The sequence below is a fragment of the Pseudarthrobacter sp. MDT1-22 genome, from assembly GCF_054511035.1.
Map to the genome: position 1 here is coordinate 77,588 of NZ_JBTNDK010000010.1, position 25,742 is coordinate 103,329.

Sequence of the window (25,742 nt, forward strand, 5' to 3'; positions counted from 1 at the left end):
AGCCGAGCGGAAACGGACCTTTTTTGTGCCCGCCATTCTGTCAGCCCCTTGTGAAAGAGTCTTTGTATGACTGATCCACTCCTTGCCCACGCCACGGAATACGGCCGCATGTATGCGCGGTCCACCTCCGAACAGTTCTCCGTTCCGTCAATCACCACCGTCATTGGCCAGCAGCCGCACGGCCTGGACGGCTGGTTCGGTTACATGGGCGCCAGCAGCCTGGCGAAGGATCCGTTGCTTGCCGATTGCCTGGGCAGCCCGGCGAAAATCCGTCAGGCCGTCAACCGGGCCTCAAAAGCAGCAGAACTGTATCGCGACGAGGCCGCCAGACGCGGCGACCGCGTCCATAATTACTGCGAGCAGGTTGCACTCCGCGCCCTGGGCCGGCCCCACGCCATGAAGGAAACCCGCGAGGCATTGGCGGCCAACGGAGAGGAAGGCTTTGCCCTGCGGTTCGATGAGTGGTGGGACCTCTACCGCGTAGAGCCCATCGCACCGGAAATTACCGTCTGGAACAAGTCAGTGGGCTACGCCGGGACGCTGGACCTCGTGGCCAAAATCAACGGCCGGATCTGCGTCATTGATTACAAGACCAAGGGCACCACACGGGATGGCACCGTCAAGCCGCTGGATGACAAGGTGGTCATGCAACTGGTGGCCGGCATGAAGGCCGAAGAAAGCCTGGTGGATGCCGTGGCAGGGGAATGGGAGCCCTGGAAGTACGGCGAGGCCCCGCTGCTGCTGGCTGTGGCCATTGGCGAGACGGAAGTCCGTCCGGTCCGCGCCAACCCCGACGTCCTCAAGCACCACTGGTGGAAGTTCTGCGCCCTGCGCCGGGTCTGGGAACTGTCCGCCGATACGCTCGCCGCCGGGTCTGCGCTTCTTCCGGTGGCTCCGCCCGTCTCCGTGCAGGCCCGCAGCGCCTAGCGGAGCACGCGTGCCGGAACTTCGCATGCCTGGAGTCCGGCTGCCCAGTCCCGGGACCGGTGCCCCTGCACCTAAACTGGATAGGTTCGCCATAACGCCCACCGTGAGGAAAGACAGCACATGGCCATTCTGAATATCCGCATCATCGGTGATCCTGTGCTCCGCACAGTGGCTGATCCCGTGACGGAATTCGGTCCTGAGCTCGCCAAGCTGGTTGCGGACATGACGGAAACCATGGAGGACGTGGATGGCGCCGGCCTCGCGGCCCCCCAGATTGGCGTCAGCCAGCGGGTCTTCACCTACCGGATTGACGGCGTGGAGGGCCACATCATCAATCCGGTCCTGGAAAACAGCGAGGACTTCCAGGCGGACCAGGTTGAGGGTTGCCTGTCCATTCCGGGCCTGGCGTTCCCGGTCCGCCGCTTCCGCGCCACACGCGCCACCGGTGTTGACCTGAATGGGAATCCTGTCGCGGTGGAGGGGGAAGGCCTGCTGGCCCGTTGCTTCCAGCACGAGACGGACCACCTGGACGGCATCCTCTACACCGACAGGCTGGAAGGCGAGGACCGGAAAACGGCCCTGCGTTCCATCCGCAATGCCAACTATGACGCCATCACGGAACGCACGACGACGAAGCGAGCCAAGACGGTCGGGTCCAGTTTCGGGGGCTCGAGCGTTGGAGGCGCGAACTCTGGGAGCGCCAGCCCTGGCCAGGCCAGCTTCGGCGGCGGCGCCACCACATGAGGGTACTTTTTGCCGGCACCCCCGCCGTGGCCGTCCCGTCCCTTGATGCCCTCGTTGGGGCCGGCTTTGAGATCGTTGCCGTCCTGACCCGTCCCGACGCGCCGATAGGGCGCAAACGGGTGCTGACGCCGTCGCCCGTTGCAGCCCGCGCCGCCGAGCTGGGAATCAACATCATCCACGCCACCCGCGTGGACGAGGCCGTGACGGCGAAAATCGCCGCGGCCAAGCCGGACGTGGCCGCCATCGTGGCCTACGGCGGCCTGATTCCGCGCCCCGCCCTTGATGTTCCCCCGCATGGTTGGATCAACCTGCACTTTTCCCTGCTGCCCGCATGGCGTGGCGCTGCCCCCGTGCAGCGGTCCGTGATGGCCGGCGACGACGTCACCGGGGCAGTCACTTTCCTGTTGGAAGAAGGGCTGGACACCGGCCCGGTCTTCGGAACGCTGACCGAGGGCGTTGGCCCGGAGGACACCGCCGGAGCGCTGCTGGAGCGGCTGTCCCGCAGCGGGGCCGTGCTCCTTGCCCAGACGCTGTCCGCCGTGGAAGCCGGGAGGGCAGCTGCACAGCCGCAGGTCGGCGACGTTTCACTGGCCCCCAAGCTGACCATCGATGACGGCCGGCTCGACTGGAAGCAGCCCGCCCTGGCGATCGGCAGGCGCGCCCGCGGCGTGACTCCCGAGCCCGGCGCCTGGACCACCCTGGACGGACAGCGCGTCAAACTCGAACCTGTCCGGCTCCGGCCAAGTGACACTGACCTGCAACCCGGCGCAGTATTCCTCGACGGGAAGAGGGTCCTGGTGGGCACCGGATCCCACGCCGTGGAGCTGACGAGGATCCAGCCTTCGGGCAAAAAGATGATGGCCGCCGCCGATTGGGCGCGTGGCATGGCAACACTGGAAAGCGTGGTCTTCGAATGAGCGAATCCGGCGGTAATGCAGGCGGCACGGGCGGCAGCGGAAGCGGCGCCCCGGGCGGCGGACGCGGCAACAGCGGACGGGGCAAGGGAGGGCCGCGGGATTCCAGCCAGCGCAACGCCCAGGGCCGCGAACGCAACCGCCCCTCCCAGCGGAGCTTCACCGAAAACGCTCCTGCGCAGCGGACCCGCCGGGCGGACCCCGCGCGGCTGGTGGCTTTTGAAGTCCTGCGCGCGGTAGCCGCCGAGGACGCCTACGCCAACCTGGTGCTCCCGTCCCGCATCCGCCATCACGGCCTGGACAAGCGCGACGCCGGCTTCGCCACCGAGCTCAGCTACGGGGCCCTGCGTGGCCAGGGCACGTACGATGCCATCCTGGCCCGCTGCGTTGACCGGCCGCTGGACCAGCTTGACCCTGCCATTCTCGACGCCCTGCGGATCGGCACCCATCAGCTGCTGGCCATGCGTGTCCCGGCCCACGCCGCCCTGGACCAGACCGTTGGCCTGGCCCGCGCCGTCATCGGTGCCGGCCCCTCCGCCCTGATCAATGCGGTGCTGCGGAAGGTCACGGCGCACACGCTGGAGGAATGGCTTGAGGTCCTCGTCGCCGGTGAAAGCGACGAAACCACCATCGCGTCCCTCCGCTACGCCCACCCCGAATGGATTGTCCGGGCCATGCGCCAGTCCTTGGTGGCCCACGGGCGGTCAGCCACCGAAATCAACGACCTGCTGGAAGCCGATAACGAAGCTCCGGTGGTCAACCTGGTGGCCTTGCCCGGCCTGGGCAGCCTGGATGAAGCCCTGGAGGGCGGGGCGACCCCCGGTGAACTCGTTGAAGGCTCGGCGCTCTCCAGCGGCGGAGACCTGGGCCGCCTCGCCTCCATACGGGAAGGCAGTACGCGCGTCCAGGATGTCGGCTCCCAGCTGGTGGCCCGCGCCATGGCGGCAGTGGACCTCGATCCCACCGACGGCACTGGAGCAGAACGCAGGAACGAAACCTGGCTGGACCTGTGCGCCGGCCCCGGTGGCAAGGCGGCCCTGCTGGGCGCGCTGGCCAACGCCCAGGGTGCCACGCTGCTCGCGAATGAACCGGCCCCGCACCGTGCCAAACTCGTCAGCCAGGCCCTGTCCGCCGTGCCCCGGGACGTCTGGCGCGTCCGGACCGGCGACGGCCGCGACGTGGGCACTGAGCAGCCGGAGTCCTTTGACCGTGTCCTGGTGGACGTCCCCTGCAGCGGGCTGGGTGCCCTGCGCCGCAGGCCGGAGTCCCGCTGGCGCCGCACCCCCAAGGACCTCGCGGACCTGGGGCCGCTGCAGCGCGCCCTGCTGAAATCGGCGCTGGACGCCGTCCGCCCCGGCGGAGTGGTTGCCTATGTCACCTGTTCACCCCACCCGGCCGAAACCACGGCAGTGGTCAGCGATGCCCTCCGGAAGCGGGATGACCTGGAGCTGCTGGACGCCGGTGCCGTGCTGGACAGCGTGAGCCTGACCGGGAACCTGGGCGCAGGCCACGATTCCACGGCGCAACTCTGGCCGCACATCCACAGCACCGATGCCATGTTCCTGGCCCTCATCCGGAAGAAAGCCTGACCCGTGAAAGGTTCCCCCATGCCGCAGTGCTGCATCAACCCCAGCATCCTGTCCGCCGACTTCGTCAACCTCGAAGCCGAACTGCAGCGCATCAGCAACGCTGACGCCGTGCACGTGGACGTGATGGACAACCACTTTGTCCCCAACCTCACCTTGGGCTTGCCCGTGGTCCAGCGGATCCAGGCGGTCAGCCCGGTACCGCTGGACGCCCACCTGATGATCTCCGACGCCGACCGCTGGGCGCCGGGGTTCGCCGACGCGGGCCTGGCATCCGTGACCTTTCACGCCGAGGCCTCCATTGCACCGGTCAAACTGGCCCGCGAACTGCGGGCCCGGGGCTCCAAGGCCGGCATGGCGCTGCGCCCTGCGACGGCCGTGGAACCATACCTGGACATGCTTGAGGAACTGGACATGCTCCTGATCATGACTGTGGAGCCGGGGTTCGGTGGCCAGGCGTTCCTGGACTTCACCCTGCCCAAGATCCGCAGGGCACGGGCAGCCATTGACGGCTCCGGAATCAATGTCGCTCTCCAGGTGGACGGCGGCATTACCGAGGAAACCATTTTGCGGGCGGCCGAAGCAGGCGCGAACGTCTTTGTGGCGGGTTCGGCTGTTTACGGCGCGGAGGACCCGGCTGCAGCCATTGGACGGCTCCGCGAAGCCGGCAGCATAAAGTTACGTGCCGCGTCCGCGGAATAGTCTGGGCCACCTTGTGGTTATGGCACAATAGCAACACACAATACGTGCTCCGGGGTCGGTGTAAGTCCGAACCGGCGGTGATAGTCCGCGACCCGCGAGCCGGCGCTTTCCCCTTCGGGGAAGGAACCGGCGGACGGTTGAACTGGTGAAATTCCGGTACCGACAGTTAAAGTCTGGATGAGAGAAGCACGTACAGCTGTATCTGCGGCGCCCTTTGGCGCTGCGGCCTTCTGCTGTCGTATACCCCCGGAGCCATCGCGGTTCTAGAGGGAAGGAACGACAACACACATGAACCCCTTGCGATGGCTCTTTGAAGCCAGGATTTCCCATGGTCCGGGAACCGAAGCCGCCGAACCGGTGGCTGCCCCATGACCCGGATCGAAACCGTCACGGCGTTCAGCGCCGCCGAAACCGCCGCCATGGACGCAGCGCTGGAAGCAGCCCTTCAGGGCCCGCGCGGAGCGAATCCGCTGGTGGGCGCCGTCGTCATCGATGCTGCCGGCCGCCAGCTGGTGACCGGGTATCACCGCGGCGCCGGCACACCCCACGCGGAAGCGGACGCCATCGCCCAGGCTGAGGCCGCCGGGCTGGACCTGAGCGGCTGCACGATGGTGATCACGCTGGAACCCTGTGACCACAGCGGCCGCACGGGACCCTGTACCCAGTCGATCATTCGTACCGGAATCACGGACGTGGTCTACGCCGTCGACGATCCGCACGACCCTGCGGCGGGCGGCGCAGCCACCCTCCGGAACGCGGGCGTCCAGGTCCGCAGCGGGCTCGCGGCCAGCGAATCATTCGAGTTGAACCGTCAGTGGTTCCTGGGAGTGGCCGCACAGCGCCCGTTCGTGACGCTGCACATCGCGCAGACCCTGGACAGCCGGATCGCCGCTGAGGATGGAACGAGCCAGTGGATCTCCTCCCCGGAGTCGCTCGCTGACAACCACGGACTGAGGCGCCGGATCGACGCCATCCTCGTCGGCACGCAGACCGTGCTCGTGGACAACCCCCGGCTGACAGCCCGCGACGCGTCCGGAGCCACAGCCGGCAAACAGCCGCTGCGCGCAGTGATGGGCCTGCGGGACATCCCAGCCGACGCCGCCGTCCGCGGTGACGACGGGAACGTGCTCCACCTGCCCACGCGGGATCCGCGGGAGGCGCTCTCGCTCCTCTACGCGGAAGGAATCCGCCACGTAATGGTGGAAGGCGGCTCACGCATCCTCAGTTCATTCCTGGCCGCCGGCCTTGTGGACGAACTCATTGTCTACCTCGCCCCCACCCTGCTGGGTTCCGGAACTCCCGCCCTCAACGGGCTCGGAATCACCACCCTCGCGGATGCCCGGCACTGGGACTGGGACCCCTCCGACGGCGGTGCCGTCCTGACCCTGGGCCGAGACCTGAGGCTGCACCTCCGTCCAGAACCAACCGAAGCTTTTGAACCACACCTATCCCGCACTGCCGCGGAACCAGCCATGGGAGGCTACTGATGTTTACCGGAATTATTGCCGAACAGGGACAGGTTCTGTCCGTGGAGCGGGACGGCGATGCCAGCGCAACGCTCCGCCTCCGCGCGCCCGGCACCACCGAAGGGCTCGGACTGGGCGGGTCCATTGCCGTCAACGGGGTCTGCCTGACCGCCACCGCCATCGAGGGCAAGGAGTTCAGCGTTGATGTGATGGGCGAAACCCTCGTCCGCAGCACCATCGGCGAACTTGCCGCCGGTGACTCGGTGAACCTTGAGCGCTGCGTCCCTGCCGGCGGCCGGCTCGACGGCCACGTCGTTCAGGGCCACGTCGACGGCGTCGGGCAGCTGCTGGAGCGCGAGGCGCTTGGCAACTGGGAACGCCTCCGGTTCGGTGTGCCGGCCGACCTTGCCCGCTACATTGCGGAGAAGGGCTCCATAGCGATCGACGGCGTCTCGCTCACCGTCACTGCGGTCAGCCCCGCCGCGGAGCCGGAGCCCTGGTTCGAAGTGGGGCTGATCCCCACAACCTTGGCCGAGACCGGCCTGGGGGCCAAGGTGACCGGCAGCAGGGTCAACCTTGAAGTGGACGTGCTCGCCAAATACACCGAACGCCTGCTGGCATTCAGCACCGGCGCAACCACCGGGGGCAAGCGATGAACGCCGCCGTCCGGCTGGAGCCGGCCGCGTCCGCCGGCCCGGTGCCTAGTGCAACCTTCGGACTTGACCCCGTGGAAGATGCCATCCGCGCCATGGCCGCCGGCCGGCCCGTGCTGGTGGTGGACAACGAGGACCGCGAAAACGAAGGCGACATCATCTTCGCCGCACAGCATGCCACCCCTGCCCTCATGGGATGGACCATCCGCTACAGCTCCGGCGTCATCTGCGTCCCCTTGAGCGGGGAGCGCGCCGAGGCCCTGGCACTGCCGCCGATGGTGGCAGTGAACGAGGACGCGAAGGGCACCGCGTACACCGTTTCCTGCGACGCGGCGGTGGGTGTCAGCACCGGAATCTCCGCCACGGACCGGGCCCTCACGGCCCGCGTCCTCGCAGACCCCGGCGCCGGACCGGCGGCCGTGACCAGGCCCGGGCATATTTTCCCGCTCCGGGCAGTTAACGGAGGAGTGCGTGAACGCCCCGGCCACACCGAAGCGGCCGTGGACCTCTGCCGGCTCGCCGGACTGGAGCCAGTGGGCGTGATCGCCGAGGTTGTGCACGACGACGGCGAAATGATGCGGCTCGACGGGCTGCGGAGTTTCGCCGCTGAACATGGATGCCCCCTGATCTCGATTGAGGATCTGGTGGCTTACCTTGAAGCAGGGGCCGGGGCTCCCGCCGACAGTGACACCGGGCCGGACGCCCGGGCGGAGTAGAGGAGTAATGATGACGGCTTCCGGAGTATCGGACAACAGCCACCAGAACGGCCACCACCGGGGGGCGGCCGGCAATGGCCGGGCCCACCACCCCGTGAGCGGCGGTCCCATTGTGCAGCTGCCCACGGCATTTGGCGATTTCATTACCCAGGCGTGGACAGACCTGGTCACGGGCGCCGAGCACCTGGCCGTGAGCTCGCCCAACCCGCCCAGGGAGGGCGTTGCCCCGCTGGTCAGGCTACATTCGGAGTGCCTGACCGGCGACGTCTTCAGCTCCTACCGTTGTGACTGCGGCGAACAGCTGGCGTATGCCCTGGAGCTGATCAACGAGTTCGGCGGCACGTTGCTGTACCTGCGCGGGCAGGAAGGCCGGGGGATCGGGCTGGCCAACAAGATCAAGGCCTATGCCCTCCAGGAAGCGGGCTTTGACACCGTGGAGGCCAACGAGCAGCTGGGACTGCCGGTGGACGCCCGCTGCTACAAGGCGGCCGCCCAGATCCTGGCCGAGATGGGCCTCCACGAGATCCGGCTCCTGAGCAACAACCCGGACAAAAAGAACAGGCTCGCCAAAGCCGGTGTGAAGGTCGTGGAAATGGTGCCCACCGAGGTTCCGTCCCGCGACCAGAACATCCGCTACCTGCAGACCAAAAAGGACCGCATGGAGCACCGGCTGATGCTGGACACCCACGTTGTCACGGTGCCAAGCGGCGCTGCCGACGATTTCGACCACGACCAAAACTGAACGGATCAGATTCACGCATGAGCGGACACGGCGCACCAGATATTGACCTCACCACCCTCAACCCGGCGGAAACGTCGCAGCTGCGGCTGGCCATCGTGGCAGCCAGCTGGCACACCCAGATCATGGACGGACTCCTGGACGGTGCCCTGCGCGCCGCCAAGGACGCGGGCATCAGCGAACCCACCGTACTGCGCGTTCCGGGCGCCTTCGAGCTTCCCGTCGCCGCCGCGCGGCTGGCACGGCACTTTGACGCAGTGGTGGCACTCGGCGTCGTGATCCGTGGCGGCACGCCGCACTTTGAATACGTCTGCCAGGCCGCGACGTCGGGACTGACCGATGTCAGTGTCTCCACCGGCGTGCCGGTGGGCTTCGGCGTGCTGACCTGCGATACGGAGCAGCAGGGACTGGACCGCGCGGGCCTGCCGGGCTCCAGCGAGGACAAGGGCCACGAAGCCGTGACGGCAGCCTTGGCCACCGCTGTCCTCCTCAAGCAGTACACATAGCAGCGGGCGGGCTGCCGGGGGGCGGTGTGTGTTCGCTCACATCGCGCCCGTCATGCAGCGGCCCGAAAGGCGCCCCCGGGCCGGCAGCAAGTAGGCTGTAGGGCGTGAAGAATTTCGAGACGCTGTTCGCTGAACTGAGTGAGAAGGCAGCCACCCGCCCGGCAGGCTCCCGCACCGTCGCTGAATTGGAGTCCGGAGTCCACGGCATTGGCAAGAAAGTCGTGGAGGAAGCAGCCGAAGTGTGGATGGCCGCTGAGTACGAATCCGATGAGGCCACGGCCGAGGAAATCTCCCAGCTGCTCTACCACCTGCAGGTTCTGATGCTCGCTAAAGGCTTGACCCTGGAAGACGTCTACAAGCATCTGTAGCCACTGCGGCACGCGGCGGTCACCAACTGCCGGCCCGTGCCCTGCGTGGCCCGTTTGCCTGATCCACAGACCTCCTAACCAAGAAAGACCCCCCATGCTGCGAGTAGCCGTCCCCAACAAGGGCTCCCTGTCCGAAGCCGCCTCCGCCATGCTGTCCGAAGCGGGCTACCGCCAGCGCCGCGACACCCGCGAGCTGGTCATGATGGACCCGGACAACGACATCGAGTTCTTCTTCCTCCGCCCGCGCGACATCGCTGTCTACGTCGGACGCGGAACCCTCGACGTCGGCATCACCGGCCGCGACCTGCTGCTGGACGCCGAGGTGGAAGCCGAGGAACTGCTGCCCCTGGGCTTCGCTGCGTCCACGTTCCGCTTCGCCGGACCGGTGGGCGACTTCGCCACAGCAGAAGAGCTTGAAGGAAAACGCCTCGCCACCAGCTACGACGGACTGCTCCGCGGCTACCTCGCCGAGCGGGGCATCAACGCCAAGGTGGTCCGGCTCGACGGCGCCGTGGAGTCTTCAGTACGCCTCGGCGTAGCTGATGCCATCGCCGACGTCGTGGAAACGGGCAACACCCTCAAGGCCGCCGGGATGGAAATCTTCGGCGAGCCGATCCTCAAATCGGAAGCGGTCCTGATCCGCCGCACGGGCGAAGGCGGAGCCGCGAACGGCACCGCCAAGGAGATTGAAGTCCTGATCCGCCGCCTGCAGGGCGTCCTCGTGGCACGCCAGTACGTGCTCATGGACTACGACATCCGCAAGGAACTCGTGGAACAGGCCGCCGCACTGACTCCCGGCCTGGAATCACCCACCGTCTCACCGCTGCGCGACTCCGACTGGGTGGCCGTCCGGTCCATGGTTCCGAAGAAGGAAACGAACCGGATCATGGATGAGCTCTACGACCTCGGCGCCCGCGCCATCCTGGTCAGCAGCATCCACGCCTGCCGTATCTGAGCGTCCCGCCCGGTTCACGCCGCGCCGCAGAACCCACCCGAGAATTCCAGGAGTCCCCATGGCTGTAGCTGTACGAGTCATCCCCTGCCTCGACGTCGACGCCGGGCGCGTTGTGAAGGGCATCAACTTCGAGGGGCTCCGCGACGCGGGTGACCCGGTGGAGCTGGCGCACCGGTACGACAATGCGGGCGCCGACGAGCTGACGTTCCTCGATGTCACGGCGTCCTCGGGCAACCGCGAAACCACCTTCGACGTGGTCCGCCGCACGGCCGAGGAGGTCTTCATCCCGCTGACCGTGGGCGGCGGTGTCCGCGGTGTTGCCGAGGTGGACAAGCTCCTGCGTTTCGGCGCGGACAAGGCTTCCATCAACACGGCTGCCGTTGCCCGGCCGGACGTCATCAACGAAATCAGCCGGCATTTCGGTTCGCAGGTGCTGGTCCTGTCCGTGGACGCCCGCCGGACCCGCCCCGGGTCCCAGCCCACGCCGTCGGGCTTTGAAGTGACCACCCACGGCGGCCGCACCGGTACAGGGATCGACGCCATCGAGTGGGCCAGGGAAGCTGCCGACCGCGGTATCGGGGAAATCCTGCTCAACTCCATCGACGCCGACGGCACCAAGGACGGCTTCGACCTGGAACTGATCCGGCTCGTCCGGGCAGCCGTGAAAGTGCCGATCATCGCCTCAGGCGGGGCCGGCGAACCGGCCCACTTCCCGCCGGCCGTCGCCGCCGGAGCGGACGCCGTGTTGGCAGCGTCGATCTTCCACTGGGGCCCGGACAACATGATGTCCCAGGTCAAGCAGGCCATCCGCGACGCAGGCTTCGAAGTCCGCTAAGTGGGATCTCGCTCCCCACCCGCCCCCTATTCTCGCAAGCTCGAACAGGGAACCCGGCGGGCGTGGGCCCAGGCTCGATCACCGATTCCGGTGGTTGAGCTTGTCGAAACCTAGAGGCCGACTTCAGCCGACTGGAGCAGGGCGACGGCGTCCGGCTGACCTTCGAAGGTGACCAGGGCGTGGCGGGTCCGGCCGTGGGCGTGCATCAGCAGTTCACCCGGCTCACCAACGATCGCCACCGAAACCGGTGCCCGCTTGGCGACGTGCCGCGGCCCGGACGGGCGCACCAGCACAATGCCAAGGTCGACGCCACGGTAAAGGATGGCTGCCCGCTTGATCAGTTCGTCCCAGAGGGCGTCCGAGTAGGCCTCGTCGAGGGCGCGCGGCGCCCAGCGGTCCACAGCCCGGCGGATGTCCTCGGTGTGGACGAAATATTCGATCAGGTTGGAGCTCTCGTCCAATGCCTTGATGTTCATGGGGGACAAAGCCGGCGGGCCACCACGGAAGGTGTTCACGAGGCCGGTGTAGTCGTCAGCGGTTTTCAGCTTCGCCGCGAGCTTGGCGGTGGCCTTGTCCGAAGCCTTGGACAGGCGCTTGATGATGAGGCCAAGCCCTACGGCAGCCTTGCGTTCGCGAAGGTAAAGGTGCGCGGCAAGGTCCCTGGTGCGCCAGCCTCTGCAGAGGGTGGGGGCATCAGGGCCGGCCGCCAGCAGGGTTTCGGCCAGGACTTCTCGGGACGGTTCGACGAAATGCATCACTTGTGAAACTAGCACGAGAGCAGGGAAGTTGGGCAGCAGAACCGCCAGCCGATAGGTGCCCTTGTTCACACACTGTTTGTATGCCCGTTGGTGCATATTAGGGGCCGCTGATGAGGCACTAGACTTGGTCTGATGTCTGAACAGCCCGCCTCCGCCCCCGTAATAGTCCCGGCCCCTACCACAAGCCCGCTTCCGCACACTGTTGCGGCCGCGCTGAAGCGCGACGGCGCCGGGCTGGTTGCAGCGGTGGTCCAGCAGTTCGACACCCACGAAGTGCTGATGCTGGGCTGGATGGACGATGAAGCCCTGCACCGCACCATGACCAGCGGCCGGGTCACCTTCTACTCGCGTTCCCGCCAGGAATACTGGCGCAAGGGGGACACCTCCGGCCACGTCCAGTGGGTCAAGTCGGTTGCCCTGGACTGCGACGGCGATGCGCTCCTGATCCGCGTGGACCAGGTCGGCGCGGCGTGCCACACCGGCACCCGGACCTGCTTCGACGGCAGGGACCTGGATGTCCAGACCGGCGAGGCACTCTGACCCACGGCCCTTGGGCGGAAGACCTGCCCGCAGACACACACTTTTGGCAGCATAAGACTGGCGCCGTTCCACACCCGGCGACATTCACGAGGCGACACACAAGAACAGGCGGCGAAGCATAGCCATGCAGGACCTTGGAATCATCAGCCCGGGCCTCGAGGAGTTCCGCGAACTCGCCGGCAGCAGCCGGGTCATCCCCGTCACGCTCAAAGTGCTGGCGGACGCGGAGACCCCTATCGGCCTCTACCGGAAGCTGGCCCAGGGCGAGCCCGGCACGTTCCTGATGGAGTCCGCGGCGGTGGGCGGCACGTGGTCGCGGTACTCCTTTATTGGCGCGAAGTCCCGGGCAACCCTGACCACCAAGGACGGCCAGGCGCACTGGCTGGGCCAGCCCCCTGCCGGCGTGCCCCTGGACGGCAATCCCGTGGATGCCATCCGCGACACCATCGAAGCACTGCGGACCAGCAGGTTTGACGGACTGCCGCCGTTCACCTCCGGCCTAGTCGGCTTCCTGGGCTGGGAGACGGTCCGCCACTGGGAACGGCTGACCAGCCCGCCGGAGGATGATCTCCACCTGCCCGAGATGGCGCTGAACCTGGTGACGGACATGGCCGTGCACGACAACCATGACGGCACGGTGCTGCTGATCGCCAACGCCATCAACTTCGATGGCAGCAACGACCGCGTGGACGAGGCCTGGGAAGATGCCGTGGCCCGGGTCAAGGCCCTCCTGACCACGATCAGCACACCAGTGGCCCAGCCGGTTTCCGTGCTGGAACCCGCCGCCCTGGATTTCGCCTCCAGCGTCGAGGAACGGTGGGACGAACCCTCCTACCTGGCCGCCCTTGACCGCGGCAAGGAAGCCATCGTGGACGGTGAAGTGTTTCAGGTGGTGATTTCACGCCGCTTCGAAATGGAGTGCGGCGCCTCACCCCTGGACGTGTACCGCGTCCTGCGCAACACCAACCCCAGTCCGTACATGTACATCTTCAGCCTCGAGGACGCCGACGGCCGGAAGTACTCGATCGTTGGGTCCTCGCCCGAGGCCCTGGTGACGGTGACCGGCGAAGAAGTCATCACCCACCCCATTGCCGGTTCGCGGCCCCGCGGCAAGACGGTGGAGGGAGACAAAGCCCTCGCCGAGGAGCTGCTGGCCGACCAGAAGGAACGTGCCGAACACCTGATGCTCGTGGACCTCTCCCGCAACGACCTGTCCAAGGTCTGCGTGGCGGGAACCGTGGACGTCACGCAGTTCATGGAGGTGGAGCGGTTCAGCCACATCATGCATCTGGTCTCCACCGTGGTGGGCAAGCTGTCCCCGGACGCCAACGCCTACGACGTCCTGAAGGCGACCTTCCCCGCGGGCACTCTGTCCGGTGCCCCGAAGCCCCGGGCTCTGCGCCTGCTGGACGAGCTTGAACCCCACCGCCGCGGCATCTACGGCGGCGTGGTGGGTTACCTCGACTTTGCCGGCGACATGGACATGGCCATTGCCATCCGCTCGGCCCTTCTCCGCGAAGGCCGCGCCTACGTCCAGGCCGGGGGAGGCATCGTGGCGGACTCGGTGAACCCCACAGAAGCCTTGGAGACCGTGAACAAGGCGGCCGCTCCGCTCCGGGCCGTACACACCGCCGGATCGCTGCACAACATCGCGGCGGAATCGCTCCCCGGCACCTCTCACATCAGCGACGCCGGCACCGCCGGGGAAAGCCAGGCCGCCGAATGACGGCGGCCTGGGCCAGGAAGTCCACACTGGTACTGCTGATCGCCGTCCTTGCGCTGGCCGTCTTCGGGACCACCACCCAGACCTGGATCACCGTCACCCTGGACGCCAATCAGGTGGGCCAGGCGGCAGGGGACCAGAACACCCTTCCGGTCCAGGGCAGCAAGGCCGCCACCACGGTGACAGCCCTGGCCTTGGTGGCCCTGGCGGGCGGACTGGCAGCGTCCATCGCCGGAAAGTTCGCGCGGTGGGTCATCACCGCCATCATCTTGTTGGCCTCCGTGGGCATCATTGCCGCGGCCGCCACGGTGCTGGCTGACCCGCTGGGCGCCGCGCAGGGCTCCATCGCCGCTGCCACCGGGGTCACCGGCGGGAACGCGGAAGTGGCTGCTACCGCATTCCCGGTCCTCGCCGTCGTCGCCGGTGCCCTGCTGGCGCTGGCGGCGTTGCTGATCATCCCCGCTGGCCGGCACTGGAAGTCGCGGACCAAATATGACGCAGCCACATACGGGGGGCCCGCCGGCAGTACGGCGGCCGCCACCGGTCCCGTGGACGAGATCGACAGCTGGGACCGGCTCTCGCGCGGCGACGATCCCACCTGAACCCCCGCTCGCAGCCAAACCCGAGCAGCCCGCTAAAACCTGAGCCCGGTCTGCCGATGGGCAGGTCACGGCCAAAAAATGGCAGAATGTAAGCAGTATTCATCCCGAGGAGATTCACATGAGCAAAGCACCCGCTTCCGTATCGAAATCAGGCACCCGGACCGTTGCCCCCGGCGTCGTTGACCACAGCCAGGAACTTGGCCACGGCAACAGCCCGGCGGCCTGGACCTGCGTGATCGTTATGCTGGTCGGCGCCCTCATCGCGTCCATCGCCTTTGTCATCGCCAACACCCCCATCTTCATCGCCGGCGCAGCCGTGATGGTCCTCGGCCTAGTCCTTGGCTACATCATGCGCAAGGCGGGCTACGGCGTCGAAGGCAGCAAGCTGAAGAGCTCCGGCCACTGATGGCGACTGTTCTCGACGACATCAATGCCGGTGTCTGGGAGGATATGGAGGCCAGGAAGCGCCTCGTTTCGCTGGCGGAACTGAAGGACCTGGCCGCGGCGGCGGCACCCGCCCGGGACGCCTGGTCGGCCCTCGGCGGCACCGCGGTGCAGCGGGACCAGTTCAAGGTCATCGCGGAAATCAAGCGGCGCAGCCCGTCCAAGGGCGACCTCGCCAGCATCGTGGATCCGGCAGCGCTGGCAGAGCAGTATGCCGACGGCGGCGCAGCCGTGATCAGCGTCCTCACCGAACAGCGGCGCTTCAACGGCTCCCTCGCGGACCTGGACGCCGTCCGTGCCCGCGTGGACGTTCCGCTGCTCCGCAAGGATTTCACCCTCGATGAGTACCAGATCTGGGAGGCCCGCGCCCACGGCGCGGACCTGATCCTGCTCATCGTGGCGTCGCTCTCCGACAGCCAGCTCCGGGAGTTCAGCGCCCTCAGCCGCGAACTCGGCATGAACGTGCTTGTGGAGACGCACACCGAAGAGGAGATCGAACGTGCAGTGGCGGCTGAGGCGCGCATCATCGGCGTCAACGTGCGCAACCTGAAGACGCTCGACGTCGACCGTTCAGTTTTCGCCTCCCTCGCCGGACTGATTACGACCCAAGCACTGGTCATCGCCGAATCCGGTGTGCGCGGCGTGGACGACGTGACGCATTACGCCGCCAACGGCGCCAACGCCATCCTGGTGGGCGAGGCACTGGTCAGCGACGCAACGCCGCGTGAGCGGATCGCCGAATTCACGGCGGCCGGCGCTGCCGCCATCGCCGCCCGGGCCTAGTCCGGGCACCCGCCGGGCCTGGCGCCGGCGGCACAACACTTCCGAACGACCAACTTGAACAGGACGGTGAGACTGATGGTTGACGCACCCTCAGAAAACGCTGACAACAACGCTGCGGACGCTTTCCTGCAGGGCGGCTCCCTCAAGCACGCCCCGGGGCCATACTTCGGCGGCTACGGCGGGCGTTGGATGCCTGAATCGCTGATCGCCGCCCTGGACGAGCTCGAAGACACCTTTGAAAAGGCCAAGGCAGATCCCGAATTCCTGGCCCAGCTCTCCGATCTGAACAAGAACTACTCCGGCCGTCCCTCGCTGCTGACCGAAGCCAAGCGGTTCTCCGAGCACGCCGGCGGCGCCCGGATTTTCCTCAAGCGCGAGGACCTCAACCACACCGGATCCCACAAGATCAACAACGTCCTGGGCCAGGCCCTGCTGGCCAAGCGCATGGGCAAAACCCGCGTGATCGCCGAGACCGGCGCCGGGCAGCACGGCGTTGCCAGCGCCACCGCCGCCGCGCTCCTCGGCCTGGAATGCGTTGTCTACATGGGCGCCGAAGACTGTCGCCGGCAGGCACTGAATGTCGCCCGGATGCAGCTGCTCGGCGCCACCGTGGTGCCCGTGGTGAATGGTTCCCAGACCCTCAAGGACGCCATCAACGACGCCCTCCGGGACTGGGTCAGCAACGTCGACAACACGCACTACCTATTGGGCACCGCTGCCGGGGCGCACCCGTTCCCGGCCATGGTCCGCTTCTTCCACGAGGTCATCGGCGAGGAAGCCCGCGCCCAGATCCTGGAGCAGACCGGCAAACTGCCCGACGCCGTCTGCGCCTGCATCGGCGGCGGTTCGAACGCGATCGGCATCTTCCACGGATTCCTGGATGATCCGTCCGTGAAGATCTACGGCTTTGAAGCCGGCGGCGACGGCGTGGAAACCGGCCGGCACGCAGCCACCATCACCCTTGGCAAGCCGGGCGTCCTGCACGGCGCACGTTCCTACCTCATGCAGGACGACGACGGGCAGACCATCGAGTCGCACTCGATTTCCGCAGGCCTGGACTACCCGGGCGTTGGCCCGGAGCACGCCTACCTGGCCGACATCGGACGCGTCAGCTATGAGCCCATCACCGACAGCGAAGCAATGGACGCGTTCAAGCTGCTCTGCCGGACGGAGGGGATCATCCCCGCCATCGAATCCTCACACGCCCTCGCGGGTGCCATCAAGGTTGGGAAGCGCCTCACCGAAGGCAGTGCCGACCCGTCCGAAACGGTGGTCATTGTGAACCTTTCCGGCCGCGGCGACAAGGACGTTGAGACCGCCGCGGAATGGTTTGACATGCTCGACGAGGAGGGCAAGGTCAAGGGCACCAACCTGTCCACCCGCAAGCCCAAGGGCCCTGCCGACAGGGCGGAAACTGAAGCCGTTCCCGCCACAGCTGCTACTGCCACCAATGCTGCGGACAACAACGAGGACCAGAACTGATGACTGAACAGACGGCCAGCAAGTCCGCCGCCGCCATCGACCGTGCGCGGGACGCCGGGCGCTCAGCGCTCGTGTGCTACCTGCCTGCCGGGTACCCGGACGTCCAGGCCACTATCGACGCCGGCATTGCCATGGCGAAGAACGGTGCCGACCTGATCGAAATCGGCATTCCGTACTCGGATCCTGTTATGGACGGCCCGGTCATCCAGGCCGCTACCACCGAGGCGATCGCCAACGGATTCCGGGTCGAGAGCGTCTTTGACGTTGTCGCCGGCATCACGGCAGCCACCGACGTCGCCGTGCTGGTGATGACCTATTGGAATCCCGTGGTCCGGATGGGTGTGGACGAGTTCTCGCGCCGGCTGGCCGAGGCCGGGGGAGCAGGGCTCATCACGCCTGACCTCATCCCGGACGAAGCATCGGAATGGTTCGCCGCCTCGGACAAGTACGGACTGGACCGCGTGTTCCTCGTGGCGCCGTCCTCCACCCCGGAGCGCCTGGCCATGACGGTCAAGGCAAGCCGCGGCTTTGTGTATGCCGTCTCCATCATGGGCGTGACGGGGACCCGCCAGGCCGTCAGCAGCAGCGCGGAGAAGCTCGTGTCCGACACGCACGCCGCCGGCGCCGAACGCGTCTGCGTGGGACTCGGTGTCTCCAACGCCAGCCACGTCCGCGAGATCGCAGCATACGCAGACGGTGTCATCGTTGGCACCGCGCTTGTTGCCGCCATCCGTGACGGGGGAGTCCCCGCCGTCGCCGACCTCACCCGGGACCTGAGCGCCGGACTCGTCAGGGAAGAAGCCTAACCACCATGCAGATCCTCCTTCAGGCCGCCGCCCTGGTGCCGGCCAGCATCCCCAGCCCGGACTGGTCCGGCTTCGACATCCCGCTGCCGTGGGGGACTCTGCGGATCCACGCCTATGCCCTGTGCATCCTCGCCGGGATCATCGTGGGCCTGTGGCTCACGTCCGTCAGGTGGGCCCGCCGCGGCGCGCCCGAAGGCAGCGTCTGGGACATCGTCATCTGGGCGATTCCCTTCGGCATCATCGGCGGCCGGCTCTACCACGTGGTTTCGTCCCCGGACGCCTACTTCGGGCCCGGCTTCGACGGGACCGGGGACCTGTGGCTCATCCCGCAGATCCAGCGTGGCGGACTGGGCATCTGGGGTGCCGTGGTTCTGGGCGTCCTGGGCGCCTGGATCGGCTGCCGCCGGTCCGGCGTGAAACTCACCGCCTTCCTGGACGCCGCGGCGCCCGGACTGCTGCTGGCCCAGGCCGTTGGCCGCTGGGGAAACTACTTCAACCAGGAACTCTTCGGCGGGCCCACCACCCTGCCTTGGGGCCTGCAGATTGATGCGGATAATCCCAACTTCCCGGCCGGAGTGCCGGTGGATACCCTTTTCCACCCCACGTTTCTTTATGAGTCACTCTGGAACATCGCCGGTGTGCTCATCCTGCTTGCACTCGACCGCCGATTCCACTTCCGCCGTGCCCGGCTCTTCTGGCTCTACGCCATGTACTACACCCTGGGCCGGGTCTGGATCGAAGCGATGCGGATCGACGACGCCGAACAGATCAACCTGTTCGGGATCACCACCAGGCTCAACGTCTGGACCAGCATCTTTGTCTTTGTGGCAGCACTCATCGTGTTCGTCCTCCTGGGATTGAAGGGCCGCCCGGAACCGGACACTCCCTTCCTGGCGGGCCGCGAGCCGGCAGCAGTCGAGGACGTGGACGCTGCGGGGGAAGAAGAGGCACCGGTCCGCGATGCGGACTCTTCTGTCTCGGATAGTGAATCGCGTGATAATCTCCCACATAACCAAAATGGTGCCCGGATCCCTTCCACCCCAACGGAAGAGGAACCGGCATTCCGGGACGGCGACAAGCCCGTAACGGAGTCGCCGGTAACCGGAAGTTCCCGCCACAAGGCAACGGAATCCGCGCCGGAGGCTGGCACGAACAAGTAGGACGCCAGCACGGCAGGGTAGCAGAGTCAACACTCGGAGCGCCCACATACCACAGCGTCGTGGCAACAGGGCCCATCCGGCCAGCAGACAGCAGCTGGCCGGTCAAGTCCGGGTCACGGGCCTGCGTAACTCTTCGTTCAGCAGGCCGGTCTGGCCTACAATTTCCAGTAAATAACACTTTGTTGTGCCCATCACATCGGCGCTTACAAGGCGGGCCAACGGTGTCCCTTCCATACGCACGATCTCGAGGAAGGACGTCTTCAATGACCCATCTTCATAGCCCACGTTGGTCCGAAAAAATAGGATCGCAGGGCCCCGTCTCCCCGTTCAAGCGCTTTGCCGCGCTGCCCGAGGCCCGGGGTCTGTACAACCCAGAGAACGAAAAAGACGCCTGTGGCCTGGCGATCATCGCCACGCTCCGCGGCGAGCCCGGCTACGACATTGTCGACGCCGCGCTGACCGCGCTCCGCAACCTGGAGCACCGCGGTGCTGTGGGTGCCGACGAGGGAACCGGTGACGGCGCCGGCCTGCTGATGCAGATCCCGGACGAGTTCTTCCGCGCCGTCACAGAATTCGAACTCCCCGCACCGGGCCAGTTTGTTGCGGGTACCGCCTTCCTGCCTGCCGAGCAGCGCGAAGCCGACGCCGCCAAGGCCGGCATTGAAGGCCTTGCCGCCGATGAAGGCCTGACCGTGCTCGGCTGGCGAGAAGTGCCCATCGTCGCAGACCTCGTGGGCGCCATGGCCCGCGCCTGCATGCCCTACTTCTCACAGCCCTTCCTTGCCTCGGCAACCGGCGAGGAACTGGACCGCAACGAGCTCGACTCACGCGCCTGGCGGATCCGCAAGCGTGCCCAGAATAAGTTCGGCGTGTACTTCCCGTCACTGTCCTCGCGCACCATCGTCTACAAGGGCATGCTCACCACGGCCCAGCTGGAGCCGTTCTACCCCGATCTCTCGGACAAGCGTTTCAAGACCAAGCTGGCGATCGTCCACTCGCGCTTCTCCACCAACACGTTCCCGTCCTGGCCGCTGGCCCAGCCGTTCCGCACCATCGCCCACAACGGTGAAATCAACACCGTCAAGGGCAACCGGAACTGGATGCGCGCCCGTCAGTCCCAGCTCGCCAACCCACTGCTGGGTGACTCCCCGGAAGAGCTGTACCCCATCTGCACCCCCGGCGCGTCAGACTCCGCGTCCTTCGACGAAGTCGCCGAGCTGCTGTGGCTCTCCGGCCGCCCCATCACGCACTCGATCATGATGATGATCCCCGAGGCTTGGGAAAACCACGCCACCATGGATCCGGCACGGCGGGCGTTCTACGAATACCACTCCCTGCTCATGGAACCGTGGGACGGCCCCGCGGCCGTCTCCTTCACCGACGGCAACCTCGTCGGCGCCACCCTGGACCGCAACGGCCTGCGCCCCGGACGCTACTGGATCACCGAAGACGGGCTGATCATCTTCGCGTCCGAGGTGGGCGTGATCGACGTCGAACCCTCCAAGGTGGTCAAGAAGGGCCGGGTTTCCCCGGGCAAAATGTTCCTCGTGGACACCGACGCCGGCCGCATCATCGACGACGAAGAGGTCAAAGCCGAGGTCGCTGCCGCGAACCCTTGGGCCGAGTGGGTCAAGGACAACCTGATCGACCTCAAGGACCTCCCCGAGCGCGAACACGTGGTTCACACCGCCGCGTCCGTCAACATCCGCCAGCGGACCTTCGGGTACACCACCGAAGAGCTCAAGATCCTGCTCGGCCCGATGGCCCGCACCGGCGCCGAGCCGCTGGGTGCCATGGGCTCCGACACCCCGATTGCAGTGCTCTCCAAGCGTCCCCGGCTGCTCTTTGACTACTTTGTGCAGTCCTTCGCGCAGGTCACCAACCCGCCGCTGGACGCCATCCGTGAAGAGCTGGTCACGTCGCTGACGTGCGCCATCGGCCCGAACGGCAACCTCTTGGACACCAAGCAGGTCCGCCAGCCGCAGGTCATGCTGCCGTTTCCCGTGATCAACAACGACCAGCTCGCCAAGATCGCCAACATCGAAACGCCCGACGGCGACCGCGTGGCCATGAAGGTCCGTGGCCTCTACCGCCCCGAAGGTGGCGAGAACGCCCTGCGTGCCCGGCTCACCGAGATCTGCGAGCAGGTGTCCGGCGCGATCAACCGCGGCGTGCAGTACGTTGTGCTGTCCGACCGTGACTCGAACGCGCAGTGGGCGCCGATTCCTTCGCTGCTCCTGGTCAGCGCCGTGCACCATCACCTGCTGCGCAGCGCCAACCGCACCAAGACCGCCCTGGTGGTCGAGGCCGGCGACGTCCGCGAGACGCACCACGTGGCTGTCCTGATCGGCTACGGCGCCTCCGCCGTGAACCCGTACCTGGCCATGGAATCCGTGGAGCAGCTGATCACCGCCGGTGACGTTGTTGGGGTTACCCCGCAGGACGGCGTCTACAACCTGATCAAGGGCCTCGGCAAGGGCGTCCTGAAGATCATGTCCAAGATGGGCATCTCCACTGTTGCGTCCTACACCGGTGCGCAGACGTTCGAGGCCCTGGGCCTCGGACAGGAACTGGTGGACGAGTTCTTCGCCGGCACGCACTCCCAGCTGGGCGGCGTGGGCCTGGACGTTATCGCCGCCGAAGTTTCGGCGCGGCACCAGATGGCCTACCCGGAAGGCGGCATCGAATTGCCGCACCGCCCGCTCCTGGGCGGCGGCGAGTACCAGTGGCGCCGCGACGGCGAGCCGCACCTGTTCAACCCGGAGACCGTCTTCCGCCTCCAGCACGCCACGCGTGAGCGCCGCTACGACATTTTCAAGGCGTACACCAAGGGCGTGGATGACCAGTCCGAGAACCTGATGACCCTGCGCGGGCTGCTCAAGTTCAAGAACGACCGTCCCGCTGTTCCGTTGGAGGAAGTGGAGCCCGTCTCCAGCGTTGTGAAGCGTTTCTCCACCGGCGCCATGAGCTACGGGTCCATCTCCAAGGAAGCCCACGAGACCCTCGCGATCGCCATGAACCAGTTGGGCGGGAAGTCCAACACCGGTGAAGGCGGCGAGGACGTGGACCGCCTGCTGGACCCGAAGCGCCGTTCTGCCGTCAAGCAAATCGCGTCGGGCCGGTTCGGCGTCACCAGCCTGTACCTGACCAACGCTGACGACATCCAGATCAAGATGGCCCAGGGTGCCAAGCCCGGCGAGGGCGGCCAGCTGATGGCGCAGAAGGTGTACCCATGGGTTGCCCGGACGCGCCACTCGACGCCCGGCGTCGGCCTGATTTCACCGCCCCCGCACCACGACATCTACTCGATCGAGGACCTCGCGCAGCTCATCTATGATGCGAAGCGCGCCAACCCCTCGGCCCGTGTGCACGTCAAGCTCGTCTCCGAAGTGGGGATCGGCACTGTGGCGTCGGGTGTCACCAAAGCGAAGGCCGACGTCGTACTGGTCTCCGGCCACGACGGAGGGACCGGCGCGTCCCCGCTGAACTCGCTCAAGCATGCGGGTGTGCCGTGGGAGCTGGGGCTCGCGGAGACGCAGCAGACGCTGATGCTCAACGGCCTGCGCGACCGTGTAGTGGTCCAGGTGGACGGCCAGCTCAAGACCGGCCGCGACGTCGTTATCGCCGCGCTGCTCGGCGGCGAGGAATTCGGTTTCGCCACCGCCCCTCTGGTGGTGGAAGGCTGCATCATGATGCGCGTCTGCCACCTGGATACCTGCCCGGTGGGCGTCGCAACGCAGAACCCCGAACTGCGGGCCCGCTTCACCGGCAAGCCCGAATTTGTGGTCAACTTCTTCGAATTCCTGGCCGAGGAAGTCCGCGAGATCCTCGCGGAACTCGGCTTCCGGAGCATCGAGGAGGCGATCGGCCACGCCGAGGTGCTGGATGCCCGCGAAGCGATCAACCACTGGAAGGCCGACGGCCTGGACCTGGACCCGATCCTGCACGGACTCGAGTTCGACGACGACGCTCCGCTGCGCAACATGACCTCGCAGAACCACGAACTGGACAAGCACTTTGACCAGCGGCTGATCACCATGGCCACGGAAGCGCTGACTGACCGCAGCCCCGTGAAGATCGCGGTGGACGTGATTAACACGGACCGCTCCGTGGGCACCATGCTTGGCCACACGGTGACCAAGACGTTCAGCACGGACGTGCTGGCGCCGGACACCATCGACATCACCCTGACCGGTACCGCGGGACAGTCGCTGGGCGCCTTCCTGCCCGCCGGCATCACGCTGCGCCTCTTCGGTGACTCGAACGACTACGTGGGCAAGGGCCTTTCCGGCGGGCGGATCATCGTCCGGCCGGACCGCACCAACGTGTTCAAGGCCGAAAGCAACGTCATTGCCGGCAACGTGATCGGCTACGGTGCCACCAGCGGCGAGATGTTCCTGCGCGGCCAGGTGGGCGAACGCTTCATGGTCCGCAACTCCGGAGCCACCGCAGTTGTCGAAGGCATCGGCGACCACGGCTGCGAGTACATGACCGGCGGGCAGACGCTGATCATCGGCCGCACCGGACGCAACTTCGGCGCCGGAATGTCCGGCGGTACCGCCTACGTGCTGGACCTGCAGACCACCCAGGTCAACAAGGACGCCCTGCAGTCCGGCGAACTCCAGCTCGTTGAACTCGACGCCGAAGACAGGGACATTGTCCACGGCCTGCTGGTGAAGCATGTCGAGGAAACGGAATCGCTCCACGCGGCGCGGTTGCTGGAGAACTTCGACGATACTGCTGCCCGCATTACCAAAGTGCTGCCGCGCGATTACGCGGCAGTCCTGCAAACCCGTCTGGACGCCATTGAAGAGGGCCTTGACCCTGATGGCGAAGAAGTATGGGCTCGAATCCTGGAGGTGACCGGTGGCTGATCCACGCGGATTTCTTAAAGTACGCCAGCGTGAAACCCAGCCGCGCCGCCCCGTTCCGGTCCGCATCATGGACTGGAAGGAAGTCTATGAGGCCCAGGAAAAGGGTGTCCTGAAGGCCCAGGCCGGCCGCTGCATGGACTGCGGCGTGCCGTTCTGCCACCAGGGCTGCCCGCTGGGCAACCTCATCCCCGAGTGGAACGATCTCACCTGGCGGGACAAGGGCGAGGAAGCGATTGAGCGGCTGCACGCCACCAACAACTTCCCCGAGTGGACCGGCCGGCTTTGCCCGGCGCCGTGTGAGGCGTCCTGTGTGCTGGGGATCAACCAGCCTGCGGTCACCATCAAGCAGGTTGAAGTGTCCATCATCGACGAAGCGTTCGAAAACGGCTGGGTCAACCCGCTGCCTCCGACGCGACTGACCGGAAAGACCGTTGCCGTCGTCGGCTCCGGGCCTGCCGGCCTGGCCGTGGCGCAGCAGCTGACCCGGGTGGGGCACACCGTTGCGGTGTACGAGCGTGACGACAAGATCGGCGGCCTCCTCCGCTACGGCATCCCCGACTTCAAGATGGAAAAGGAGCAGGTGGACCGCCGCGTTGAGCAGATGAAGGCGGAAGGCACCCGCTTCCGCACCGGCGTCGCTGTGGGTACCGACGTGACGTGGGAGCAGCTGCGACGCCGCTACGACGCCGTCGTGGTTGCCACCGGCGCCACCGTCCCGCGGGACCTGCCCATCCCGAGCCGTGACTTCGAAGGCGTGCACTTTGCCATGGATTACCTGGTGCCGGCCAACCGCGTTGTCGCGGGGGAGACGGTGGAGAACCAGATCCACGCCAAGGGCAAGCACGTGGTGATCCTGGGCGGCGGCGATACCGGTGCTGACTGCCTCGGTACTGCGCACCGCCATGGAGCCGCATCCGTGACCACCCTGGCCATCGGCAAACAGCCGCCGGCCGAACGCGCCGGGCACCAGCCCTGGCCCACGTTCCCCACCCTGTTCGAAATGGCCAGCGCCCACGAGGAAGGCGGCGAACGCACGTACCTCGCCTCCACCGTGGAGTTTGTCGGCGAGAACGGCAAGCTTACCGGCGTCAAGGTTGCCGAAACGGAATTCGTTGACGGTAAGCGGCTCCCGAAGGCCGGCACCGAACGGATCATCCCGGCGGACCTGGTCTTCCTGTCGCTGGGCTTCACCGGAGCCGAGCCTGCTGGCATCACCGAGCAGGTCAGCGCCGAATTCGACGGGCGCGGCAACGTGACCCGCGACGGGTACTACATGACCAACACGGAGGGCATCTTCGTGGCCGGCGACGCCGGACGCGGGCAGTCGCTTATCGTATGGGCCATCGCTGAGGGCCGGGCCTGTGCGGCCGCCGTGGACAAGTTCCTCATGGGCAGCACCATCCTGCCGGCGCCGGTGGCTCCGACGGACCGGGCCATCGCGGTTCTCTGACAGCCGTCA

Annotated in this window: 24 protein-coding genes and 1 riboswitch; of the genes, 23 read left to right on the forward strand and 1 reads right to left on the reverse strand. The window is 66.6% G+C overall.

Going from position 1 to position 25,742, the window contains the following annotated elements; translation table 11 throughout:
* Positions 1–66: 66 nt before the first annotated feature.
* From ACX80M_RS10155 to hisF, 13 genes are all read left to right on the forward strand, one after another.
* On the forward strand, positions 67–927 hold the full coding sequence (locus ACX80M_RS10155) for a cytochrome (RefSeq protein ID WP_459309526.1): 861 nt from the start codon (positions 67–69) through the stop codon (positions 925–927).
* 120 nt (positions 928–1,047) lie between these two features.
* Complete coding sequence (def, locus tag ACX80M_RS10160) at positions 1,048–1,671, forward strand: peptide deformylase (protein ID WP_104061991.1); 624 nt, start codon at positions 1,048–1,050, stop codon at positions 1,669–1,671.
* Positions 1,668–2,588 carry a methionyl-tRNA formyltransferase gene (gene fmt / locus ACX80M_RS10165; RefSeq protein WP_459309527.1) on the forward strand — a complete coding sequence of 307 codons (921 nt, stop codon included), beginning with the start codon at positions 1,668–1,670 and terminating at the stop codon, positions 2,586–2,588. The genes def and fmt overlap by 4 nt, the downstream gene beginning before the upstream one ends.
* Positions 2,585–4,174, forward strand: a complete 1,590-nt coding sequence (locus tag ACX80M_RS10170; protein WP_459309528.1) for an RsmB/NOP family class I SAM-dependent RNA methyltransferase — start codon at positions 2,585–2,587, stop codon at positions 4,172–4,174. The genes fmt and ACX80M_RS10170 overlap by 4 nt, the downstream gene beginning before the upstream one ends.
* A gap of 18 nt (positions 4,175–4,192) precedes the next feature.
* The gene (gene rpe, locus ACX80M_RS10175) at positions 4,193–4,873 is read left to right on the forward strand and encodes a ribulose-phosphate 3-epimerase (RefSeq protein ID WP_252600235.1); all 681 of its coding nucleotides are present in this window, start codon (positions 4,193–4,195) and stop codon (positions 4,871–4,873) included.
* A 40-nt stretch (positions 4,874–4,913) separates the two neighbouring features.
* A riboswitch (FMN riboswitch) is annotated at positions 4,914–5,067 on the forward strand.
* A 174-nt stretch (positions 5,068–5,241) separates the two neighbouring features.
* Complete coding sequence (ribD, locus tag ACX80M_RS10180) at positions 5,242–6,360, forward strand: bifunctional diaminohydroxyphosphoribosylaminopyrimidine deaminase/5-amino-6-(5-phosphoribosylamino)uracil reductase RibD (RefSeq protein ID WP_459309529.1); 1,119 nt, start codon at positions 5,242–5,244, stop codon at positions 6,358–6,360.
* A complete protein-coding gene (locus tag ACX80M_RS10185; protein WP_459309531.1) occupies positions 6,360–6,995 on the forward strand; it encodes a riboflavin synthase in 636 nt (211 codons plus the stop codon). The genes ribD and ACX80M_RS10185 overlap by 1 nt, the downstream gene beginning before the upstream one ends.
* Positions 6,992–7,708 (forward strand): 3,4-dihydroxy-2-butanone-4-phosphate synthase, encoded by a 717-nt coding sequence (gene ribB / locus ACX80M_RS10190; protein ID WP_252609182.1) that lies wholly within the window; start codon positions 6,992–6,994, stop codon positions 7,706–7,708. Before ACX80M_RS10185 ends, ribB begins: the two co-directional genes overlap by 4 nt.
* A gap of 10 nt (positions 7,709–7,718) precedes the next feature.
* Positions 7,719–8,450, forward strand: coding sequence for a GTP cyclohydrolase II (gene ribA / locus ACX80M_RS10195; RefSeq protein WP_252609206.1), 732 nt, complete (start codon positions 7,719–7,721; stop codon positions 8,448–8,450).
* A 17-nt stretch (positions 8,451–8,467) separates the two neighbouring features.
* Positions 8,468–8,953, forward strand: a complete 486-nt coding sequence (gene ribH, locus ACX80M_RS10200; RefSeq protein WP_252600213.1) for a 6,7-dimethyl-8-ribityllumazine synthase — start codon at positions 8,468–8,470, stop codon at positions 8,951–8,953.
* Between the two features lie 104 nt (positions 8,954–9,057).
* Positions 9,058–9,321, forward strand: coding sequence for a phosphoribosyl-ATP diphosphatase (locus ACX80M_RS10205; RefSeq protein WP_056345618.1), 264 nt, complete (start codon positions 9,058–9,060; stop codon positions 9,319–9,321).
* A 94-nt stretch (positions 9,322–9,415) separates the two neighbouring features.
* Entirely contained in the window at positions 9,416–10,276 is an 861-nt protein-coding gene (gene hisG / locus ACX80M_RS10210; protein ID WP_248761504.1) for an ATP phosphoribosyltransferase, read from the forward strand.
* A gap of 58 nt (positions 10,277–10,334) precedes the next feature.
* Positions 10,335–11,111 carry an imidazole glycerol phosphate synthase subunit HisF gene (hisF, locus tag ACX80M_RS10215; RefSeq protein ID WP_141140182.1) on the forward strand — a complete coding sequence of 259 codons (777 nt, stop codon included), beginning with the start codon at positions 10,335–10,337 and terminating at the stop codon, positions 11,109–11,111.
* A 110-nt stretch (positions 11,112–11,221) separates the two neighbouring features.
* On the opposite strand, the gene ACX80M_RS10220 is transcribed toward hisF, so the two are convergent.
* Positions 11,222–11,866 (reverse strand): TIGR03085 family metal-binding protein, encoded by a 645-nt coding sequence (locus tag ACX80M_RS10220; RefSeq protein ID WP_058932697.1) that lies wholly within the window; start codon positions 11,864–11,866, stop codon positions 11,222–11,224.
* A 135-nt stretch (positions 11,867–12,001) separates the two neighbouring features.
* On the opposite strand from ACX80M_RS10220, the gene hisI reads away from it, so the two are divergent.
* The 10 genes from hisI (at position 12,002) to ACX80M_RS10270 (ending at position 25,733) form a co-directional block, all read left to right on the forward strand.
* Complete coding sequence (hisI, locus tag ACX80M_RS10225) at positions 12,002–12,409, forward strand: phosphoribosyl-AMP cyclohydrolase (RefSeq protein WP_252600214.1); 408 nt, start codon at positions 12,002–12,004, stop codon at positions 12,407–12,409.
* 124 nt (positions 12,410–12,533) lie between these two features.
* Positions 12,534–14,135 (forward strand): anthranilate synthase component I, encoded by a 1,602-nt coding sequence (locus ACX80M_RS10230; RefSeq protein ID WP_252600215.1) that lies wholly within the window; start codon positions 12,534–12,536, stop codon positions 14,133–14,135.
* Positions 14,132–14,734, forward strand: coding sequence for a Trp biosynthesis-associated membrane protein (locus ACX80M_RS10235; protein WP_252600216.1), 603 nt, complete (start codon positions 14,132–14,134; stop codon positions 14,732–14,734). The genes ACX80M_RS10230 and ACX80M_RS10235 overlap by 4 nt, the downstream gene beginning before the upstream one ends.
* A gap of 118 nt (positions 14,735–14,852) precedes the next feature.
* Positions 14,853–15,140 carry an HGxxPAAW family protein gene (locus ACX80M_RS10240; protein WP_252600217.1) on the forward strand — a complete coding sequence of 96 codons (288 nt, stop codon included), beginning with the start codon at positions 14,853–14,855 and terminating at the stop codon, positions 15,138–15,140.
* Complete coding sequence (trpC, locus tag ACX80M_RS10245; RefSeq protein WP_459309534.1) at positions 15,140–15,961, forward strand: indole-3-glycerol phosphate synthase TrpC; 822 nt, start codon at positions 15,140–15,142, stop codon at positions 15,959–15,961. The genes ACX80M_RS10240 and trpC overlap by 1 nt, the downstream gene beginning before the upstream one ends.
* A gap of 75 nt (positions 15,962–16,036) precedes the next feature.
* Positions 16,037–17,443, forward strand: coding sequence for a tryptophan synthase subunit beta (gene trpB, locus ACX80M_RS10250; protein ID WP_252600219.1), 1,407 nt, complete (start codon positions 16,037–16,039; stop codon positions 17,441–17,443).
* On the forward strand, positions 17,443–18,249 hold the full coding sequence (trpA, locus tag ACX80M_RS10255; protein WP_459309535.1) for a tryptophan synthase subunit alpha: 807 nt from the start codon (positions 17,443–17,445) through the stop codon (positions 18,247–18,249). Before trpB ends, trpA begins: the two co-directional genes overlap by 1 nt.
* A 5-nt stretch (positions 18,250–18,254) precedes the next feature.
* Positions 18,255–19,409: a prolipoprotein diacylglyceryl transferase gene (gene lgt / locus ACX80M_RS10260; RefSeq protein ID WP_252600220.1), complete on the forward strand. Its 1,155-nt coding sequence runs from the start codon at positions 18,255–18,257 to the stop codon at positions 19,407–19,409.
* A 263-nt stretch (positions 19,410–19,672) separates the two neighbouring features.
* The gene (gene gltB / locus ACX80M_RS10265; RefSeq protein ID WP_252609190.1) at positions 19,673–24,283 is read left to right on the forward strand and encodes a glutamate synthase large subunit; all 4,611 of its coding nucleotides are present in this window, start codon (positions 19,673–19,675) and stop codon (positions 24,281–24,283) included.
* Positions 24,276–25,733, forward strand: coding sequence for a glutamate synthase subunit beta (locus ACX80M_RS10270; RefSeq protein ID WP_459309537.1), 1,458 nt, complete (start codon positions 24,276–24,278; stop codon positions 25,731–25,733). The genes gltB and ACX80M_RS10270 overlap by 8 nt, the downstream gene beginning before the upstream one ends.
* Positions 25,734–25,742: the final 9 nt, after the last annotated feature.

Bases quoted from the DNA above. Each gene is read 5' to 3' on its own strand.
- ribD (WP_459309529.1), top strand. From the start codon at position 5,242: ATGACCCGGATCGAAACCGTCACGGCGTTCAGCGCCGCCGAAACCGCC.
- ribH (WP_252600213.1), top strand. From the start codon at position 8,468: ATGAGCGGACACGGCGCACCAGATATTGACCTCACCACCCTCAACCCG.
- ACX80M_RS10235 (WP_252600216.1), top strand. From the start codon at position 14,132: ATGACGGCGGCCTGGGCCAGGAAGTCCACACTGGTACTGCTGATCGCC.
- def (WP_104061991.1), top strand. From the start codon at position 1,048: ATGGCCATTCTGAATATCCGCATCATCGGTGATCCTGTGCTCCGCACA.
- rpe (WP_252600235.1), top strand. From the start codon at position 4,193: ATGCCGCAGTGCTGCATCAACCCCAGCATCCTGTCCGCCGACTTCGTC.
- trpB (WP_252600219.1), top strand. From the start codon at position 16,037: ATGGTTGACGCACCCTCAGAAAACGCTGACAACAACGCTGCGGACGCT.
- ACX80M_RS10170 (WP_459309528.1), top strand. From the start codon at position 2,585: ATGAGCGAATCCGGCGGTAATGCAGGCGGCACGGGCGGCAGCGGAAGC.
- gltB (WP_252609190.1), top strand. From the start codon at position 19,673: ATGACCCATCTTCATAGCCCACGTTGGTCCGAAAAAATAGGATCGCAG.
- fmt (WP_459309527.1), top strand. From the start codon at position 1,668: ATGAGGGTACTTTTTGCCGGCACCCCCGCCGTGGCCGTCCCGTCCCTT.
- ACX80M_RS10240 (WP_252600217.1), top strand. From the start codon at position 14,853: ATGAGCAAAGCACCCGCTTCCGTATCGAAATCAGGCACCCGGACCGTT.
- hisI (WP_252600214.1), top strand. From the start codon at position 12,002: ATGTCTGAACAGCCCGCCTCCGCCCCCGTAATAGTCCCGGCCCCTACC.
- ribA (WP_252609206.1), top strand. From the start codon at position 7,719: ATGACGGCTTCCGGAGTATCGGACAACAGCCACCAGAACGGCCACCAC.
- hisG (WP_248761504.1), top strand. From the start codon at position 9,416: ATGCTGCGAGTAGCCGTCCCCAACAAGGGCTCCCTGTCCGAAGCCGCC.
- ACX80M_RS10185 (WP_459309531.1), top strand. From the start codon at position 6,360: ATGTTTACCGGAATTATTGCCGAACAGGGACAGGTTCTGTCCGTGGAG.
- ACX80M_RS10230 (WP_252600215.1), top strand. From the start codon at position 12,534: ATGCAGGACCTTGGAATCATCAGCCCGGGCCTCGAGGAGTTCCGCGAA.
- hisF (WP_141140182.1), top strand. From the start codon at position 10,335: ATGGCTGTAGCTGTACGAGTCATCCCCTGCCTCGACGTCGACGCCGGG.
- trpC (WP_459309534.1), top strand. From the start codon at position 15,140: ATGGCGACTGTTCTCGACGACATCAATGCCGGTGTCTGGGAGGATATG.
- ACX80M_RS10155 (WP_459309526.1), top strand. From the start codon at position 67: ATGACTGATCCACTCCTTGCCCACGCCACGGAATACGGCCGCATGTAT.
- trpA (WP_459309535.1), top strand. From the start codon at position 17,443: ATGACTGAACAGACGGCCAGCAAGTCCGCCGCCGCCATCGACCGTGCG.
- ACX80M_RS10220 (WP_058932697.1), bottom strand. From the start codon at position 11,866: ATGCATTTCGTCGAACCGTCCCGAGAAGTCCTGGCCGAAACCCTGCTG.
- lgt (WP_252600220.1), top strand. From the start codon at position 18,255: ATGCAGATCCTCCTTCAGGCCGCCGCCCTGGTGCCGGCCAGCATCCCC.
- ribB (WP_252609182.1), top strand. From the start codon at position 6,992: ATGAACGCCGCCGTCCGGCTGGAGCCGGCCGCGTCCGCCGGCCCGGTG.